At 70.9% G+C, this 17,492-nt stretch carries 16 protein-coding genes; 11 read left to right on the top strand and 5 right to left on the bottom strand.

The window, feature by feature from the left end:
• Positions 1–16 precede the first annotated feature (16 nt).
• Together nhaA and acs are read right to left on the bottom strand one after the other, a co-directional pair.
• Positions 17–1,255: a Na+/H+ antiporter NhaA gene (gene nhaA / locus E1300_RS01605; RefSeq protein WP_131755032.1), complete on the bottom strand. Its 1,239-nt coding sequence runs from the start codon at positions 1,253–1,255 to the stop codon at positions 17–19.
• A gap of 219 nt (positions 1,256–1,474) precedes the next feature.
• A complete protein-coding gene (acs, locus tag E1300_RS01610; RefSeq protein WP_131755033.1) occupies positions 1,475–3,439 on the bottom strand; it encodes an acetate--CoA ligase in 1,965 nt (654 codons plus the stop codon).
• 222 nt (positions 3,440–3,661) lie between these two features.
• Here acs and E1300_RS01615 point away from each other — a divergent pair, with 222 nt between their 5' ends.
• From E1300_RS01615 to E1300_RS01640, 6 genes are all read left to right on the top strand, one after another.
• Positions 3,662–4,453 carry a Fic family protein gene (locus E1300_RS01615; RefSeq protein WP_131755034.1) on the top strand — a complete coding sequence of 264 codons (792 nt, stop codon included), beginning with the start codon at positions 3,662–3,664 and terminating at the stop codon, positions 4,451–4,453.
• Between the two features lie 36 nt (positions 4,454–4,489).
• A complete protein-coding gene (locus tag E1300_RS01620) occupies positions 4,490–5,110 on the top strand; it encodes a pentapeptide repeat-containing protein (RefSeq protein WP_131755035.1) in 621 nt (206 codons plus the stop codon).
• A 1,991-nt stretch (positions 5,111–7,101) separates the two neighbouring features.
• Positions 7,102–8,181 (top strand): septum site-determining protein Ssd, encoded by a 1,080-nt coding sequence (gene ssd, locus E1300_RS01625; RefSeq protein WP_131755036.1) that lies wholly within the window; start codon positions 7,102–7,104, stop codon positions 8,179–8,181.
• On the top strand, positions 8,178–9,338 hold the full coding sequence (locus E1300_RS01630) for a TadA family conjugal transfer-associated ATPase (protein ID WP_131755037.1): 1,161 nt from the start codon (positions 8,178–8,180) through the stop codon (positions 9,336–9,338). The genes ssd and E1300_RS01630 overlap by 4 nt, the downstream gene beginning before the upstream one ends.
• Positions 9,339–9,556: 218 nt before the next feature.
• Complete coding sequence (locus E1300_RS01635; protein ID WP_242618885.1) at positions 9,557–10,087, top strand: type II secretion system F family protein; 531 nt, start codon at positions 9,557–9,559, stop codon at positions 10,085–10,087.
• 310 nt (positions 10,088–10,397) lie between these two features.
• Positions 10,398–10,970: a type II secretion system F family protein gene (locus tag E1300_RS01640; RefSeq protein ID WP_242618880.1), complete on the top strand. Its 573-nt coding sequence runs from the start codon at positions 10,398–10,400 to the stop codon at positions 10,968–10,970.
• Between the two features lie 257 nt (positions 10,971–11,227).
• Here the strand turns inward: E1300_RS01640 and E1300_RS01645 are convergent, their stop codons facing one another.
• Both E1300_RS01645 and E1300_RS01650 read right to left on the bottom strand, forming a co-directional pair.
• Positions 11,228–11,536: a hypothetical protein gene (locus E1300_RS01645; protein ID WP_131755039.1), complete on the bottom strand. Its 309-nt coding sequence runs from the start codon at positions 11,534–11,536 to the stop codon at positions 11,228–11,230.
• 308 nt (positions 11,537–11,844) lie between these two features.
• Positions 11,845–12,051, bottom strand: coding sequence for a hypothetical protein (locus tag E1300_RS01650; protein WP_131755040.1), 207 nt, complete (start codon positions 12,049–12,051; stop codon positions 11,845–11,847).
• 344 nt (positions 12,052–12,395) lie between these two features.
• Here E1300_RS01650 and E1300_RS01655 point away from each other — a divergent pair, with 344 nt between their 5' ends.
• From E1300_RS01655 to E1300_RS01670, 4 genes are all read left to right on the top strand, one after another.
• Positions 12,396–12,590: a DUF4244 domain-containing protein gene (locus E1300_RS01655; protein ID WP_131755041.1), complete on the top strand. Its 195-nt coding sequence runs from the start codon at positions 12,396–12,398 to the stop codon at positions 12,588–12,590.
• Between the two features lie 26 nt (positions 12,591–12,616).
• A complete protein-coding gene (locus E1300_RS52100) occupies positions 12,617–12,949 on the top strand; it encodes a TadE family type IV pilus minor pilin (protein WP_131755042.1) in 333 nt (110 codons plus the stop codon).
• A gap of 631 nt (positions 12,950–13,580) precedes the next feature.
• Entirely contained in the window at positions 13,581–13,976 is a 396-nt protein-coding gene (locus tag E1300_RS53795; RefSeq protein WP_370784307.1) for an Rv3654c family TadE-like protein, read from the top strand.
• 326 nt (positions 13,977–14,302) lie between these two features.
• Positions 14,303–15,502 (top strand): hypothetical protein, encoded by a 1,200-nt coding sequence (locus tag E1300_RS01670; protein ID WP_131755043.1) that lies wholly within the window; start codon positions 14,303–14,305, stop codon positions 15,500–15,502.
• A gap of 537 nt (positions 15,503–16,039) precedes the next feature.
• On the opposite strand, the gene E1300_RS01680 is transcribed toward E1300_RS01670, so the two are convergent.
• Entirely contained in the window at positions 16,040–16,546 is a 507-nt protein-coding gene (locus E1300_RS01680; protein WP_207399419.1) for a TetR/AcrR family transcriptional regulator, read from the bottom strand.
• A 128-nt stretch (positions 16,547–16,674) separates the two neighbouring features.
• Between E1300_RS01680 and E1300_RS01685 the strand changes: the two genes are divergently transcribed.
• Positions 16,675–17,277 (top strand): hypothetical protein, encoded by a 603-nt coding sequence (locus E1300_RS01685; protein WP_131755045.1) that lies wholly within the window; start codon positions 16,675–16,677, stop codon positions 17,275–17,277.
• Positions 17,278–17,492: the final 215 nt, after the last annotated feature.

A 17,492-nucleotide genomic window follows, 5' to 3' on the forward strand; every position in this document is an offset into this window, starting at 1 on the left:
ACCCGGTGTGACCGCATCAGTCCGGACGCGCTCGCAGGCGCACCCTTCGGCGGAAGACGACGGTGGCGGCCGCCGAAGCGAGGAGGCTCGCGATCAGGACCGCAGTCGTCACTCTCTCGAATTGTGACGGATCGGTATAGGCCAAACCGCCGATCAGCAGTGAAACGGTGAAACCCACCCCGGCGAGCAGCGCGACTCCCGCGATGTCCCGCCAGTGCAGCCCCGCCCCCAGCGCCGCCGGCCCGAACCGCACGGCCGTCCAGGCGCCGCCGAGGACGCCCACGAACTTACCGATCACCAGCCCCGCGATCACTCCGAGGGCCACCCGATCGGTGAGAACGGCGCCCAGCGCGGACGTGCTGAGCGCGACGCCCGCCGACAGGAACGCGAACACGGGGACGCAGAACCCGGCGGAGAACGGCCTCAGGACATGGTCGACGCGCTCAGCGTTCGTGGGTCGTTCATCCGGCGTCTCCCGGGGGCTGGTCAGCATCCCCAGCGCCACACCCGCGACGGTGGCATGAACCCCGCTTCGGTGAAGGAAGTACCAGGCCAGGACGGCGAGCGGCGCGTACAGCCAAGGCGAACGGACACCCCTACGCTGTAGTAGCCCGTACACCGCGACCAGCGCGGCACTGATGACCAGAGGGGTCCAGTGCAGCTCGCCCGAGTAGAACAGCGCGATGATGGTGATGGCGATCAGGTCGTCCACCACGGCCAGGGTCAGCAGGAAAGCCCGCAGCGGTGCGGGACATGTGCTGAACGTCACCGCCAGCACCGCCAGCGCGAACGCGATGTCGGTCGCCGTCGGCACCGCCCAGCCGCGCAGCGCCCCCGGCTCCCCCGCGGTCACCGCGACGAAGACGAGCGCGGGCATGGCCATCCCTGCCATCGCCGCGAGCACGGGCAGCGCCGCCTCGCGGGGATTGCGAAGTTCCCCGTGAGTCAGCTCCTCGCGGAGCTCCAGTCCGGCGATGAAGAAGAACACCGCCAGCAGACCGCCGGACGCCCAATGCTCCAGATCCATGTGCCCGAGGCCGAGCCAGTGCGGGCTGACCTCGTGCGTCCGCAACTTCGTGTACCAGGACGCCCAGGGAGTGTTCGCCCAGATCAGCGCCGCCAGCGTCGCGACCAGCATGACGACGCCGCCCACCGTCTCGGTGCGGAGCGCCTCCGCGACCTGCCGGGCATAGCGGACGGTCGGGCGTGCCGGCCACACGGTGGCGGCACGGCGCTTCGCTGACGGGCGCGACATGGATCTCCCGGGAGGCACTCGACGGATCGGCACGGCCACGGCCCACGTCCGCACGCACGGACGGGCCGTTCACTGCCGACCAGACTTCCCGGCGCACCCCGACCACGACACTACCCAAGTGATCGCCGCCTACGCGGAGCCCGGACGAGCGGACACGGGACGGCCCGCGCCGGTGAACACCGGCGCGGGCCGTCCTTCTGGATCGTCTCGGCCTCCGGGTCAGTCCTCGGGCTTGGCGCTCGGGAGCTTCTCGGAGATCAGGTCCATGACCGTGCTGTCGGCGAGGGTGGTGACGTCCCCGATGCTGCGGTGCTCGGCGACGTCCCGCAGCAGCCGCCGCATGATCTTCCCGGAGCGGGTCTTGGGCAGCTCCGGAACGATCATGATCTGGCGCGGCTTGGCGATCGGGCCGAGCGTCTTGGCGACGTGGTCGCGCAGCTCCTTGAGGAACTCCTCGCCCTCGACGTCGCCGGCGCTGCCGCGCGGGATGACGAACGACACGATCGCCTGCCCGGTCACCGGGTCGGTCGCGCCCACGACGGCGGCCTCCGCCACCTTCGGATGCGACACCAGCGCCGACTCCACCTCGGTCGTCGAGATGTTGTGCCCCGACACGAGCATCACGTCGTCGACCCGGCCCAGCAGCCACAGGTCGCCGTCCTCGTCCTTCTTGGCGCCGTCACCGGCGAAGTAGAGGCCCTCGAAGCGCGACCAGTACGTCTTGACGTACCGCTCGTCGTCGCCCCAGATGGTCCGGAGCATGCTCGGCCACGGCTCCTTCACCACGAGGAACCCGCCGCCGCCGTTCGGGACGCTCCGCGCCTGGTCGTCGACCACGTCCGCCACGATCCCGGGCAGCGGCCGCATCGCCGCGCCCGGCTTGCCCTCCGTGACGCCCGGCAGCGGCGAGATCATGATGCCGCCGGTCTCCGTCTGCCACCACGTGTCGACCACCGGCGTCTTCCCGGCGCCGATGTTCTCGCGGTACCAGACGTACGCCTCGGGGTTGATCGGCTCGCCCACGCTGCCGAGGACGCGCAGCGAGGACAGGTCGAACCGGGCGGGGATCTCGTCGCCCCACTTCATGAACGTCCGGATCGCGGTGGGCGCCGTGTAGAAGATGGACACCTTGTACTTCTGGATGATCTCCCACCAGCGGCCCTGGTGCGGCGTGTCCGGCGTCCCCTCGTACATGACGCTGGTGGCGCCGTTGGCGAGCGGCCCGTACACGATGTAGGAGTGGCCCGTCACCCAGCCGATGTCGGCCGAGCACCAGTACACGTCCTTCTCCGGCTTCAGGTCGAACACCGCATGGTGCGTGTAGGCGACCTGGGTCAGATATCCCCCCGTCGTGTGCAGGATCCCCTTCGGCTTACCGGTCGTCCCGGAGGTGTAGAGGATGTAGAGCGGGTGCTCGGCGTCCAACGGTTCGGCCGTGTGGACATCGCTCTGCCTCTCCACGACCTCCTGCCACCACACGTCGCGGTCGTTCTCGGCGACCTCCTCGCCGGTACGCCGGACGACCAGGACGTTCTGCACGCTGGGCGTGTCCGCGACCGCCTCGTCCACGGTCGGCTTCAGCGCGGACGGCTTGCCGCGCCGGTACCCGCCGTCCGCGGTGATCACCAGCTTGGCCTCGGCGTCGTTGATCCGGGTGCGCAGCGCGTCCGCGGAGAAGCCCCCGAACACCACCGAGTGTGTCGCGCCGATCCGCGCGCACGCCAGCATCGAGATCGGCAGCTCCGGGATCATCGGAAGGTAGATGGCCACCCGGTCGCCCTTGGTCACGCCCAGCTCCAGCAGTGCGTTCGCGGCCTTGCTGACCTCGCGCTGGAGCTCGGCGTAGGTGAGCGAGCGGGTGTCGCCCGGCTCGCCCTCCCAGTGGAAGGCGATCTTCGCGCCGCGACCGGCCTCGACGTGCCGGTCCACGCAGTTGTAGGCGACGTTCAGCTCGCCGCCGACGAACCACTTGGCGAACGGGGGATTGCTCCAGTCAAGGACCTCGTCCCAGCGCTTGGCCCAGGTCAGCCGCTCGGCCTGCCGGGCCCAGAAGCCCAGCCGGTCCTCGGCCGCCTCGTCGTAGGCGCCGGCCTTGACGTTCGCCGACTCGGCGAGCCCGGCCGGAGGTGGGAAGCGCCGCGTCTCCTGAAGGAGGTTCGACAGGGTTTCTTGGCTCTGGCTCACGCGTACTCCTTGCTAGCTGAAGCGGGGGTCGCCCGGTGCGTCCACTCCACCAGGGAAGGTCCCGCCCACACAAGGCCGTCTCCCCGCGTCAGAGCGCGGACGCGTCGGCACGTTCGGCTCCGCTCGATGCTATGTGATGCGGCACACACGCGCCCCCGTCCCCCTGGCAAAATCGACGACCGCGCTGCGCGGACGGCCTTGGCGACCGCATAAGGTCGGGCCGTGACCGATGCCCTTGCTGATGTTGCCAACCTGCCCGGCGTCGCCGAGGCCGTGGCCGACGCGCGGACCGCCGTGGACCGGCTGCTCGGCCACCGCATCCTGCGCCGCCGCAGCGCCGAGGTCTCCACGGAGTCCGCCCTGCGCGGCGCCCGGGCCTCCGCCGTCCTCGAAGGGGCCTCGGTCACCCTGGACGAGCTGCGCACCACCGAGAACCCCGGCGACCCCGTCGTCCAGGGCGCCCTCCGGGTGTCGGCGGAACTCGGAGCGCTCGCGGAGACATGGCGCCACGCACCCCGGCAGGTCCTCGCACGCCTCCACGTGCTCGCCGCCGCCGACGCCGTCGACGCCGCGGACCTGGGCCGTCCCCGCTCGGACGACGGTCCCGTCAAGGACGTCCTCGGCCTCGGCGACCCGCCCTCCCCGTCCGAGGTCGCGGCCCGCCTGGACGCCCTCAGCGGCGTCCTCACACAACCCACCAAGGCCCCGGCCCTGGTCGTCGCCGCCATCGTGCACGGCGAACTGCTGACCCTGCGCCCCTTCGGCTGGGGCGACGGCATCGTCGCCCGCGCCGCCCAGCGCCTCACCCTCGTCGCCCGCGGCCTCGACCCCAAGTCGCTGACCGCGCCCGAGGTCGGCCACGCCGAACTCTCCGGCGAGTACGCCGAAGCCCTCCGCGCCTACGGTTCAGGCACGCCCGAAGGCGTCGGCACCTGGATCGCGCACTGCTCCGCCGCCACCGCCGCCGCGGCCCGCGACTCCCAGGCGATCTGCGAGTCCTTCATGCGGGGCTGACGCCGGCCTGTCCGAGGGACACGCCATGGTGTCCCCATGGCAGATCGCAAGGACGGACGCCCCGCCGCGCCCACCGACACCACCATCGCCTCCGCCGACTGGGACTCCCGCGACCTGACGGGAGAACGCCACCAGAACGTCCTGTTCGTCGACGTGGACATGACCGAAGCCTCGGGCGTCGGCGCGGCCTTCACCGACTGCACGTTCCGCGGCGTCCGCTTCAACGCGTCCACCCACACCGACGCCGCCTTCGTGAACTGCACCTTCGTCCGCTGCGGCTTCTTCGACGCCACGTTCACCGGATGCAAGCTCGTCGGCAGCGCGTTCGACAGCTGCACCTACGACCTGCTCAAGGTCCAAGGCGGCGACTGGTCCTTCACCGGCCTCCCGGGCGCCGACCTGCGCCGCGCCTCGTTCACGGACGTCCGCATGCGCGAAGCCGACCTCACCGGCGCCCGCTGCGCCGGAGCCGCGTTCCGCGGCGTCGACCTGTCCGGTGCCTGGCTCGACAAAGCCGACCTTTCCGGCTGCGACCTGCGCGGAAGCGACCTCTCGTCCCTCGACCCGCGCACCGCCGAGCTGACACGCGCGATCATCGACCCGTTCCAGGCCATCGTCCTGGCGACATCCCTGGGCCTGGACGTCCGCGACTCATAGCGACGGCGCCCCGCGAGGGGACGCCGTCGCCAGTCACGTCACACCGGGTTACCAAGCGTGCACCTCGAATTCGTCGGAGCGGGTCAAGCCCGTCTCGACGCGCCTCCCGCGGCTGGTCGCGCGTGGGTACCCGGCTGCCGTGCTCGGACACGTGGTCCGTAGAACCTGTCTACGCCTCATTTTCCCAGATGACAACCCCCCAATTCACAAAACGGCGCCCCACCGGAACCGCGCGTCACCACCCGCACCGCGCACCGCGGGCACGTCCCCCGAGAGGGAACGGGATAGAAGGCGCTATTCCGGACTAACCGCAACTCCGTGTTCGCTTCCGGAACCCATCACGCACGGTGATCGTTGCTTTTTGGTCGCCGATCTTGCCTGAAGCGGGAAGGATCTTTAGTTCTCCTGTACGCTCCCACTCCCGTCCCGTTGCACAGGGCGGGGGTGGGGACGGCTCCGCCAAGGGCCTCGCTCTGCCTCCGGCGGCGGGTCGCCGTCTCGACCAGGTGAGAAAAACCGGCACAGCCAGGGCGAGTTTGCGGCTCGACGGAACTCTCGACGATCGGGCAGCATATGTTGTATCTACCTAGACTGTAGTCAGCAAGTTTGCCTCTCCTATAGACCGAACTTGCGTATCGCTTAGCCCGATCTTCCTCTGAGGCTTTCATGGGAAAACGGGCCGGCTCTACCCCCCCGGAGCCGGACCGTTCGGCGACCCCCGCTCTCCCCCCCGGCGGGGGTCGCCCAGTCGTGAAGCGGCCGGGCGGTGGCCCCCCAGCCACCGCCCGCCGCCGTTTCCACCCACGCGCACCAACACGTCGCACCACGCACCCCCACCCCCCCCCCCACAACCACCACCGCGCACCACGCAACTCAAGGTGCCACGCTCCCACCCGACCCCGAACGCGCCGCCACGCAACCAAACACGCACGCCAACCCGTGAGCCACCCGCCCCCAGTCGCACCGCCGTGTGACTCCACCCCGCGCTGCGCCCGCCGCGCCCCTGCGCTCTGGCGCCCACCCGTCCGCAGCTTCAGCTGCGGTGCGTCCGCTGTGCGAAGCCGCCCGTGCCACCCTCGCGCCCCCACACCCGCGCGCCCGCCGTGTGCCCCTCGACCCCGGTCACGCCGCCGTGCGGCTTCACCCGTGCCGCACCGGCCGTGCCTCTGCGCTCTGGCGCCCACCCGCCCGCGGTTTCAGCTGCGGTGCGTCCGCTGTGCGAAGCCGCCCGTGCCACCCTCGCGCCCCCCACACCCGCGCGCCCGCCCTGTGCCCTCGACCTTTGTCGCGCGCCGTGCGGCTCACCTCGCGCCCCACTCGCCGCGCCCCTGCGCTCTTGAACCTGCCTGCAACTCCACCTACGGCACGCCCTCTGCGCGACGCCGCTTATGCCCCGCTCCGCCGTGCAGCTACACCCTCGCGTCCACCCCGTTCACACTTTCGGCCCTATTTGCGCCGCTGTGCGACCTCACCCCGTGCCCACACCCGCCACGCCCCGGCGCTCTCGCACTCGCCCGCAGCTTTACGTGCGGTGCCCGCCGTGCGGCTTTCCGCCTGTCCGAAGCTCCGTCGCGGCCCTACGTCCTCGCGTCCACACCCGGCGTGGCCTCCGACCCTGGTCGCGCCACCCTGCGGCCTTGAGCCCGTGCCAAGCCCACCGCACACCTGCACGCTCGCGCCTGCCCGCCCTCCAACTCCATCCTCGTGTCGCGCTCGTCGGGCTTCGCCTTCGCGGAGCGCGGGTTCGCTGTCGCGTCCCCTGCCGCGTGACCGCGTGACCGCGTGACCACGTTCGTTTGTCCGTCATCGCGCTCCGCCTGCGCTGCCGCGTTCGCCAGATGCCGCGCGTCCGCCCTACCTGCCCATTTCCGCTGATTCGGGACGAGGGCTGGGGGCGGGCGGCGAAGTTATCCACAGTTGGCGGTTCACCTGCCCTGCCCCTCACCAGCGCCGCAAGGTGGAGACCTCGCAACGATGAGGAGGTAAGTCCGATGAACATCGCGGCGCTGATCGTCACGGCCGATCCTGCCCTCGCCGACGGATTGCTCCGGCTGGCGGCCGCGGCCGACGCCCATGCCGAGGTCGCGTACGGTGCCGACGAGGCCAGGGCCGCCTGGACGTGGCCGGCGCTCATCCTGGTCGGAGCCGACCTGGCGCAGGAGGTCGCCGCGGCCGCGCTGCCGCGCCGTCCCGGCGTCGTGCTCGTGGCGGCCGAGGAGGCGACGGCCGAGACGTACCGCATGGCGGTGGCCATCAGCGCGCAGGACGTCGCCGTGCTGCCCGACCACGAGGCATGGCTGGTCGACGCGTTCGCGACGGCCGGGGAACCGGAGGGCACCTGGGGCGCGACGGTCTGCGTGGTGGGCGCCCGCGGAGGCGCGGGAGCGAGCGTGCTCGCGGCGGCCCTCGGGTTGAGTGCGGCGGGCACAGGCCTTCGGACACTGCTCGTGGACGCCGATCCCTTCGGCGGAGGCGTCGACCTCATGCTCGGCCTAGAAGGGCACGAGGGCGTCCGGTGGCACGACCTCGCCGAACGCCGAGGTCGGCTGAGCACCGCCACGTTGCGCGAGGCGTTGCCCCGCTGCGGCGACCTCTCCGTGCTGTCGTGGCGGCGCGGCGAACCGGTCACCGTCGCCGACGAGGCCGTCCTGTCCTTGTTCGACGCCGCCGTGCGCGGATTCGACCTGGTCATCGTGGACGTTCCGCGCTATCCAGGCGAGATCGGCCGGGCGGCTCTGCGCGCAGCGGACGTGACCTTCCTTCTCGTTCCGGCCGAGGTGCGGGCCACCGTCGCCGCCGATGGGCTCTCAAGGGCGCTGCGCCGCGACACCGCCGATCTGCGCCTGATCGTCCAGGGTCCTGCGCCGGGAGGGCTGACGCCCGAGATCGTGGCCAAGGCGCTCGAACTCCCACACGCCGGCGCATACGAGCGAGATCGGCGGCTTCCGGCCGCCGTCGAGGAGGGCGATCTCGCGCGGCTGTGCCGCCGGGGTCCACTCACCGACTTCTGTGACGGCGTCCTCGCTGACCTGGCCCTCCAGCCGTACGCCTACAGGGAGCAGGCCGCATGACGAGGTTCACCGATGCCGTGCGCGACCGGCTGGCCGACGCGGGCGGCGAGCCGACCGTTGGGCGCGTCGCCGCCGCACTCCGCGCGGAAGAGAAGCTGCTTGGCGATCACGAGGTACTGACGCTCGCCGACGAACTACGTGCCGAGCTCATCGGAGCGGGGCCGCTTGAGCCGCTCCTACGCTCGCCTGATGTCACCGACGTCCTCGTCAACGGGCCGGGTGAAGTATGGGTGGACGCGGGCTCCGGCCTGGTCCGCACACCCATGCGCTTCCAGGACGAGGCGGCCCTGCGGCGCCTGGCCCAACGGCTCACGGCCGCCGCGGGACGCCGACTCGACGATGCCTCCCCGTACGCCGACGCGCGGCTGCCCGGCGGCGTGCGACTGCACGCGATACTTCCGCCGGTCGCCGCGAACGGCACCTGCCTGTCCTTACGCCTGCCTCGCCGACGAGCCTTCACCCTGGACGAGCTCATCGCGGCCGGCACCATCCCACCCGCGGGTGCCGCACTGCTCGCCGCCCTGATCGACGCCCGCGCCGCCTTCCTGGTCTCCGGCGGAACGGGCTCGGGCAAGACCACGCTGCTGAGTTCCCTGCTCAGCCTCGCCGATCCGGGTGAACGGCTGCTGCTCGTGGAAGACTCCACCGAGCTGAGGCCGGACCATCCGCACGTGGTCCGCCTGGAAGCGCGCCCGCCCAACATGGAGGGCGCCGGAGGCGTGACGCTGAACGACCTGGTCCGCCAAGCCCTGCGCATGCGTCCCGACCGTCTTGTCGTAGGCGAGGTGCGCAGCCACGAGGTCGTCGTTCTCCTACAAGCGCTCAACACCGGACACGAAGGTGGTTGCGGCACGCTGCACGCGAACACGGCAGCGGACGTTCCGGCTCGGCTCGAAGCCCTGGCCTGCGCGGCGGGCTTGAGCCGCGAGGCCGTGCACAGCCAGCTCTCCGCTGCCCTGGACATCGTCGTTCACCTCGTCCGCGACCCAGGCGGAGGACGGCGTCGCGTGGCCGAGGTGTCCCTGCTGCGCCGGGCATCCGACGGCCTGGTCGGCGTGGTACCCGCCGTTTCGTTCACCGCGCCCGGGGAGGTTCTGACCTTCCCGGGCGCGGAGGCACTGGCGGCGCGGCTCCGGCACCGCTGGGAGCCAGGATGATCAGCGCGACGGGTCTGGCCGCCCTCTGCACATCAACCTCCGTATGGCTGCTGCTGGCCCCGGCCACTACTGCCCAACGCCTGGACCGACTGCTTCCGACCCAAGCCGAGCCGCCACCGAGACCCGACCATGCGCTCCGAACCCGCTTCGACGAGTACAGGGAGCGCAGGAGCCGACCGCAGCGATGGCGCACATCGGTCATCGAACTGTGTGACGGGATGGCCGCCGAACTCGCCGCTGGCCGCACACCGGAAGAGGCGTTCACAGCGGCCGCCACGGTCCTCGATCAGCATGTTTCCCTTCAGCTCCTGACTTCCCGGCCACTGCCGTCAGGTCGTCCACCCGAGATCCCCGACCACCTGGCTTCTCTCGCGGAACGTCCGGGTGCCGAGGGCCTCCGCCTCCTGGCGGCCTGCTGGCGCATCGGCTCTGAACGCGGTGGAACCCTCGCCACCGTCCTGGACGGCCTGGCCGCCGCGCTCCGAGACGAGGAAGCGCAACGCCAGGACGTGACCGTCCAACTTGCCGGTCCCCGCGCGACGGCCCGACTTTTGGCGGCGCTTCCCCTCCTCGGAGTCGGCATGGCCGCCGCCTTGGGCGCGCATCCGCTGAGCTTCCTGTGCGGATCCGTTCCGGGACTGGCGTGCCTGGCAGCCGGCATCGGCCTCAACGCAACGGGCCTCTGGTGGACCCGACGGCTCGCCATATCCGCCGAATCACCCCACACCAGGAACTCACCGAGGTGCTAAGCCCATGATGGCCGTACTGATGACCGTTTTCTGCGCGGCAGCGGCTGCTTTTCTCATCCCTCGAGGCGCCAACCCGGCGACTCGAAGACTCGCCGGTCAACTCCCGACAGTGTCCCCAAGTCACAAGGACGGCTCTCCACGCCCGCCGAGCAGGACGACAGACGCGACACCGCCATCCTCGTCCTCACAGAAGAGCTCCAGACCTTCCCCGCGGCACGCCGCCCCGAAAGGTCGCCGAGGTAAAACAAGAGAGCCGACAACCGACGCGTCGGCGGCGCAACGGGACGCACTACTGAAACAGGCCGCATCGTTGGCAGCGGCTCTGCTGTGCTTCGTGGTTCTAGGCGGCATCACCGGTGCGCTGATCGGCATCGTGGCCGGGATAGCGGTCAGGGGCTCGTTCAGCCGCCTGGGCAACGCCGAGCGAAAACGAAAACAGGCATGCCTGGTCGCGGACCTCCCCGTCGCGATCGACCTCCTCGCGGCCTGCCTACGCGGCGGATCGTCCTGGGACCGGGCCGTCGAGGCGGTGGCGGACGCGGTCGGCGGCCCGCTGGGGGACGATCTGCGCGGTGTCGCGATCCAGATCCGTCTCGGCGCCGACCCGACCACGGCCTGGCTCGTCCTCGCGAAGGAACCACTGCTGGCGCCGCTGGCCCGGACAGCCGTCCGCGCGGTCTCCAGCGGCGCGGCGCTCGCCCCGTCCCTCAGCCGCCTTGCCCGCGACCAGCGCCGCGCGGCCCGCACCGCGGCGGCGGCGCGGGCCCGTTCTGCGGGCATCCGCGCCCTTGCCCCGCTCGGCCTGTGCTTCCTACCCGCCTTCGTCCTGCTCGGAGTCGTGCCGGCCATCGCCGGGATCGCCTCGACGATCATCCTGCCCTGAGGGTCATGTACAGAGGGGGCCGGCACCTGGGCGGGCCGTTACCAGAAGATCGGGTGCCGCCCCATTCACGTGCGTGCGGGGAAAGCGGCTGAGGTGCGGGTCCGGCCGTGCAGCGGCGGACGCGGCCGTTGATCCCGTCTCACTGGTGCGCATCGTCGATCGGTGGTGCTCGCTGTTCGCGGGCCACCTGCGGGCCACGGCCCGGCGGGGTTGCCGCCGGTCAAGGCTTGCGGAGTGGTCGGGGGCAGTAGGACCGGTCACTCATCCTGGATGTCGCCGAATCGCCGGATGAGAGGCTGGGAGCGGTCGATGGTGTCCTGCGTGCTGGAGACTGTGCGTTCGCTCTTCTCGATGGCCTGCATCGTGCGCTCCCTCGCTTGCCGCAGCCGCGTTATCAGCTCTTCGGTGTCGATGAGGTCCTGCTCTCTGTCGGCCTCGGCCATTCGCCGGTCGCTTGCCGCCGCGTCCCGGTCGGTGCCCGCGAGCTCGCGGTCACGGGCGTCGGCCTGGCGGTCGGTACGGGCGACGGCGCGGTCCTGCTGTGCCGCCGCCAGAAGGCTGCGCACCGCTATGCGATCTGCGCGGTTGGCCGCGTGGTCCTTGTCGTGCCTGCCCGGGGGGGGGTTGGGCAGATCGCCTGGCCACCTCGGCTGCGGCGTCATCGCGTTGGGCGGCCAGGCGTAGCAGCTCGAAGATCCGCTGGGCAGCGGCCTCGACGGCGCGGGCGGACTCGACTGCCCGCGCGACTCGTACCTTCGCGTCCGCGTCTCGCTCAAGGGCGGCATCATCGCGGGCCAATGCGGCATGCTCGCGGGCCAGTGCGGCATCATCGCGGCCCCTGGACGCCTCGTGACGGACATCTCTCACCCACTCGTCACCGATGTATGGTCCCTCCTCCAGCGGCCCCTCGCGCGTCGGCGATAGCCGCCAGTTCCCGCAGTACCTCCGCGAGATCCACCGCCGAGGCGCACAACACCTCATCGGGATGTCGCTCCGCCAGCTTCTCCAGCAACGCGGCGACCGCGCGCGTTTCGTCTGGACTCAGCATGATCGACCCCGTTCGCGCGTCGGGAAGGGTCATTTCCACGCTAGCTCCCGCGCTGTGGCCGGTCAGCCGATTCCGAAGCGCGGTGTTCAGGTGGTCATGACGATCCCGGCCGACAACGTCCGCACCGGCGGGCAAGGCGTGGGCGGGGCACGGGTCGGTGAACGCGATGACCCCATGACCCGCGGAAGCTCCGACGGTGGGCCATCTGCGGGCCAAGTCGGCACCGAGACCGGACGGTGGCCGTCTTCGCACAAGTCACGACCATGTCCCGGCGCGTTGAACGTTATCCACAGAACGTCGTTCGCCCGGTGGCCGGCGTCCCGCCGGCCCAGCCTGGAACCGGCGCACAGAGGCGTCCACGAGTGAAGGAGACCCGAATGCGGGCGATACAGACGGCGGTGCGGCGATGGCGCACAGCGACCAGGGACCAGGGCATGTCGACCGCGGAGTACGCGGTCGGCACCATCGCCGCCGCGGCCTTCGCGGGCCTGCTCTTCAAGATCGTCCAGAGTCCGGAGGTGAGGACACTGCTGAGCGGGGTTATCAAAAAGGCGCTCCAACTGGCCGGCTAAGCGCCCGAGTTCGGCGCGAGCGCGGAATGGCCACGGCGGAGATCGCCGTCGCACTGCCGAGCCTGGTCCTGATCACGGCGATCGCACTATGGGGCGTGATGGCCGCTTCAGTGCAGCTCACCTGCACGGACGCAGCCCGTACCGGCGCCCGTGCAGCCGCACGAGGAGAATCCCTCGCCGCTGTACGTGACCTGGTCGTCCGAGCCGTCCCCGCCGATGCCACGGTCAAGATCCGCCGGGACGCCGCGACGGTCGAGGTCGATGTCACGGCTCCAGTGCAGGCCCCCGCCGCAGCTCGGCTGCCACCCCTGACCGTCCACACCCACGTAGCCGCAGCCACGGAACCAGGCGCAGGGTGACCCGCGTCTTCGGCGCCCCACCGCCGAAGACGCGGCCCACCCCCGCTTCCCTCACACCCGCACCCAACCCAACCAGGTGCCCGAGCCTCGAACCGCGCGCCGGTCCGTAGCGGACCCCGCAACGGATCACGCCTCGAAAGCCACGCTCGATGCTCATACGAAAACCACCCTCCACGAGCGAGATCGCCTGAACCAGACTCCGCGGGCGAGCTCGTCCGCGAGGCCGTGAGCCGGTAGGCGGAGGCGCCTGGGCGGCCACTGCTGAAGGCGAGATGAAGCCAGGGCTCTCGCTCGGGGTGGCCCTCGCTGGAGGCGGGTTGAAGCCGGGACGCTGGCTTGGGTGACCCCGCTGGGAGTGGGTTGGGGCTGGGGCTCTCGCTGGGGGTAGCCCTCGCTGGGGGTGGGTTGGGCCGGGGCTCTCGCTAGGGCGGCCCCGCTGGGGGTGGGTTGGGGCCGGGGCTCTCGCTGGGGGTGGTCCTCGCTGGAGGTGGGTTGGGACCGGGACTCTTACCCGGGCGGCCCCGCTGGAGGTGAGTTGAAGCCGGGGCTCTGGCTCGGGCGGCCCCGCTGGAGGTGGGGTGGAGTCGGGGCTCTCGTTGGTGATGGCGGCGTTGGGGAGGAGGTAGAGGCCGTGGGGCGAGTACGCGGGGACGGAGGCGGCGGATGTGGGCGGGATCGGGGAGCGGGGACGATCTGGGTGCTGGCCTTCATGGCGCTCATCTGGATGAGCGGAGTCGCCGCCATGACGGTGGGCGGCGTCCGGGCGGCACGCCATCGGGCGGATGCGGCGGCGGATCTGGCGGCCTTGGCAGGTGCGGCACGTGTGCCGGAAGGTGCGCAGTCGGCGTGTGGGCGGGCACGGCACATCGCGGACGAGTCCGGTGCGCGGCTGGCGAGGTGCGCGGTCAGCGGAAACGTCGTCGATGTCGCCGTGACGGTGGCGTTCAGGGTTCCGCTCGGCGTCGGTGCTGTCCGAGTCGTCTCTCGTGCCAGGGCTGGCCCTGCCGGGCAGGACGGCGTACCCTAACCGAACGCGATTCGTTGCACTATGTGTCAATAGATCGCGGAAGGAGGCGCCGGAGTTGAGGGTGGCTGCCGGATGCGGTCTGCCACCTCTTTGTCACCGACCTGTGACTTTTGCTACCGGGTAGTACGTTACGCTGCCCTAAGCCCACAGTTATCACTCGACACGATGGCCGCTACGGCCCCTCGCCTCCGAGCCGCGGGCCGACCTCGCCGGGACGGGCGGGACGAAGCGAGCAGAACACTGTCGGCAGAGCGTTCGATGAAGGGATTGAGGCCGTGACCATCATTCGCAGGATCGGTGCAGTCGCGCTCGCGGCTCCCCTTGCGATGAGCTTCCCGGTTCTCGGCGCGCTCCCCGCGCAGGCCGCCACGACGAGCGTGCTGGCGCCCGCGAACGGCGCGGTCATCACCAGCGGCTCGCAGGTGACGGCCAAGGCCCACTTCGACTTCGCGGTCAAGATGCAGCTGCGGGTCAACGCCCCCGGTGCCGGCGACTCGTTCCTCACCGAGAGCAGCTGGGCCGGTGACATGTCCGCGCCCATCTCGCTGCGCCGGAACGGTCGCTACAAGGTCTACCTCAAGGGCGTCCCGACCGGGCACATCTACGACTCCAACACCTTCACCGTCCGCATCGCCCCCGCCGCGCCCACCGGCCTGTCCGCACGGGTGTCGGGCAAGAAGCTCGTCGTGAAGTGGAACCTCGGCCTTGAGGACGACCTGAGCGGCTACGTCCTGTCGGGCTCCGGTGTCGGCTCGAAGTCCGGATCCGTCGGTTCACTCTGCTCCGGGACGAGCTGCTCCGCCAGCCTGCCGCTGACCCGAACGAGCGGGTCCGTCTCGGTGGGCGTCAAGGCGCAGCGCCCCACCGGCACGGGGGGCTCGTTGTCCTCGAGCACCGTGTCCGCGACCGCCACCCTCGGCAGCGGCTCGACGAATCTGCCGTCCGGCTCGGCTCCCTCGCTGCCCTCCGGGACCACGACGCCGTCCGCGTCCACGCCGCTGACGCCGTTCAACAACGAGTCGCCGGTGACGCTGCCGTCCGTGCAGCCGAACGGGGCGACGCCCGGCTTCACCTACCCCACCCCGCAGATCGCCGATGCGCCGAAGGCTCAAAACGTCGCGGCCACCGACCAATTGCAGTGGGGGAAGAGTGTCGGTATCGCACTCATCCTGCTGATCGTCGCTGCGCACCTCGGAACGTGGACGCGCAAGCTCAGGGTCGCCCAGGGCACCAACAGCCTGGGCATGGCTGCGCGCATCGCGCGTAGTGGGACCGGCCGCAAGCGGGTCAACAAGACCCGCGAGCAGATCGCCCGAGCCGAGGCCATCGCCAAGACCGCTCCGGTCAAGCCCGTCGGCGGTAAGCCCACCACCGCCCGCTCCAAGCCCAGCAACCCGAAGGCGGGACGCCGCCCCGCGACACTCGGCAAGCGTCCCGAGGGCGTCAACGTGCGGATCGCCGAGCCGTCCGCTAAGAAGCAGGGCAGCAAGCCCACCCGCTCCTCCCGCAACCGCCGCCGCAAGTAGCCCCGGCGCGGTCACTCACCCACCCGCCCCACGCGCCCCGCCGGGCTGGGCCAGCCACTTCCGCACGCTCCGCCCGGCCGCTCCGCCCAACCCGGCCGCCCAGCCCAGCCGCCCCGCCCAGCCCAGCCGCCCCGCCCAGCCCGGCCGCTCTGCCCGGCCGCCCTGCTCAGCCGCTCCGCCTGGCCCGGCTGCTCTGCCCGGCCGCCCTGCCCGGCCCGGCTGCTCTGCCCGGCCGGCCGCCCTGCCCGCGCCGCCCTGCCAGCGCTATCCGCCTAGGGCGTGTTTTCTGGATCTTGAGCGGCGGAGGGCCGGAAGGCCAACCGGTTCAAGCGCGGCTCGTCTGGCGGCCGTCCACCCAACGTCGACGCCGAACGCTACACAGAACGCAACACCGTCGAGCGCTGCATCAACGAGCTGCGGCAGTTCCGCGGCGTGGCCACGCGCTTGGACAGGCGCGAGGTCATCTACCAGGGCACCATCGGCGTTGCGTTCATCAAGATATTGCTCGACGACCCGGTGTGATCCCTGCGGCCGTGCCTAAGGTTCTACTCCGAAGGTGGACAGCAAAGCGGCGATGAAATCCTCACTATCGCCGGGGACGGCATCGACCCGGCGCAGCGCTGCCGTGCCCAGGTAGGCCGCATATGTCACGCTCGCGTCGTGCCGGGCCCGGTCGGCGGAGCGGCCCAGTTCGACGAAGGCCGCCTCGATGATCGCCAGCCGCCGCCGGGTGACTCGCTCCACCACCGGCCGGATGATCGGGTCGCCCGACTCGGTCAGCAGCCGCAGCGCCAGGTCCGCGCCCTCGGTTGCCGCGTGCGCATGCCGAACCAGCACCCGCAGCCGTTCGGCCGGGTCGGCGATCGCCGCCAACGCTGGAAGTATCGCGTCGGTCTGACGCTGCTCCCACCGCTGCAACGCCGCCTCCAGCAAAGCCTGCCTACTGGCGAACAGCCAGTAGAAGCTGGACTTGGAGGCACCCAGCCGGGCTGCGACCGGCTCGACCGCTACCGCCGCCGGGCCACTTTCAGCGAGTACCGCCAAGGCGGCCTCAGCCCAATCCTCACGGGTGAGACGGGCGGTCCGTGGCATTGATCACCTTCCATGGACAGCGTTCTGAACGGTTCCGTACAGTACCATTCTGTACGGCACCGTCTAGAAGGGTCATCGCCATGGAGCGACTCATCGACCAGCTGCTGCCCGCCTATGATTTCCGCACCCGCTACACCCGGCGGATCGCCGCCGAACCCGCACAAGTCTGGGCGGCCCTGCACGCGGTCACCCACGACGAGCTCCCGGTCACCCGGCTGCTCATGGCCGCCCGCCACGTCGGCCGCAGCGTCGACCGGACCCATCTCAGTGGCCCGATCCTGCAGGCCAGCCCGATGCCCCTGCTGGGCCGCCGAGAAGCCCGCGAGGCCACCGCCGGGAAGGTGGCCAAGTTCTGGCACCTGCGTCCCACGCCCGGCCCGGACTCGACCACCACGCCAGAAGGCTTCGCTGCCTTCGCCGAGCCAGGATGGGCCAAGGCGGCGATGAGCTTCCAGCTCTCCCCACTGGCCGATGGAGGCACCCTGCTGGCCGCCGAGACCCGCGTCCACGCCACCGACGCCGCCGCCCGCCGTGCCTTCGCCCCCTACTGGCTGCTCATACGCGCCGGGGGCGCAGGCTTCATCCGCTTCGAGATGCTCCGCGCCATCGCCCGCCGCGCCGAACGATCCGAGCAGAACAACTCGTCAGTCCAGCACTCCCAAGATCCAGGAAACAGGCCCTAGTCGAGCCCTAGTCGGCCTCCCCGCGTCGCCGACATGGTCGGCCCGCCCTGGCCGCCCACCTGGTCGGTCCGCCTGGTGTGTGCCCATCGGGCCGGTTCGTTGCGCCCTGGTGTCACCTTCGGCGACATCGGGCTGCTGGTCGTCCGGCTATCTGGCGTGCTCCGCGTTAGCCGCCTGCTCGGTTCGCGTGGCTCTGCCGGTTCGGTCTGCATCAT

This window comes from Actinomadura fibrosa (assembly GCF_900659615.1).
Taxonomy (GTDB): Bacteria; Actinomycetota; Actinomycetes; order Streptosporangiales; family Streptosporangiaceae; genus Spirillospora; species Spirillospora fibrosa.

Bases quoted from the DNA above. Each gene is read 5' to 3' on its own strand.
- nhaA (WP_131755032.1), bottom strand. From the start codon at position 1,255: ATGTCGCGCCCGTCAGCGAAGCGCCGTGCCGCCACCGTGTGGCCGGCA.
- E1300_RS01620 (WP_131755035.1), top strand. From the start codon at position 4,490: ATGGCAGATCGCAAGGACGGACGCCCCGCCGCGCCCACCGACACCACC.
- ssd (WP_131755036.1), top strand. From the start codon at position 7,102: ATGAACATCGCGGCGCTGATCGTCACGGCCGATCCTGCCCTCGCCGAC.
- E1300_RS01630 (WP_131755037.1), top strand. From the start codon at position 8,178: ATGACGAGGTTCACCGATGCCGTGCGCGACCGGCTGGCCGACGCGGGC.
- E1300_RS01635 (WP_242618885.1), top strand. From the start codon at position 9,557: ATGGCCGCCGAACTCGCCGCTGGCCGCACACCGGAAGAGGCGTTCACA.
- E1300_RS01650 (WP_131755040.1), bottom strand. From the start codon at position 12,051: ATGACCCTTCCCGACGCGCGAACGGGGTCGATCATGCTGAGTCCAGAC.
- E1300_RS01655 (WP_131755041.1), top strand. From the start codon at position 12,396: ATGCGGGCGATACAGACGGCGGTGCGGCGATGGCGCACAGCGACCAGG.
- E1300_RS52100 (WP_131755042.1), top strand. From the start codon at position 12,617: ATGGCCACGGCGGAGATCGCCGTCGCACTGCCGAGCCTGGTCCTGATC.
- E1300_RS01670 (WP_131755043.1), top strand. From the start codon at position 14,303: ATGAGCTTCCCGGTTCTCGGCGCGCTCCCCGCGCAGGCCGCCACGACG.
- E1300_RS01685 (WP_131755045.1), top strand. From the start codon at position 16,675: ATGGAGCGACTCATCGACCAGCTGCTGCCCGCCTATGATTTCCGCACC.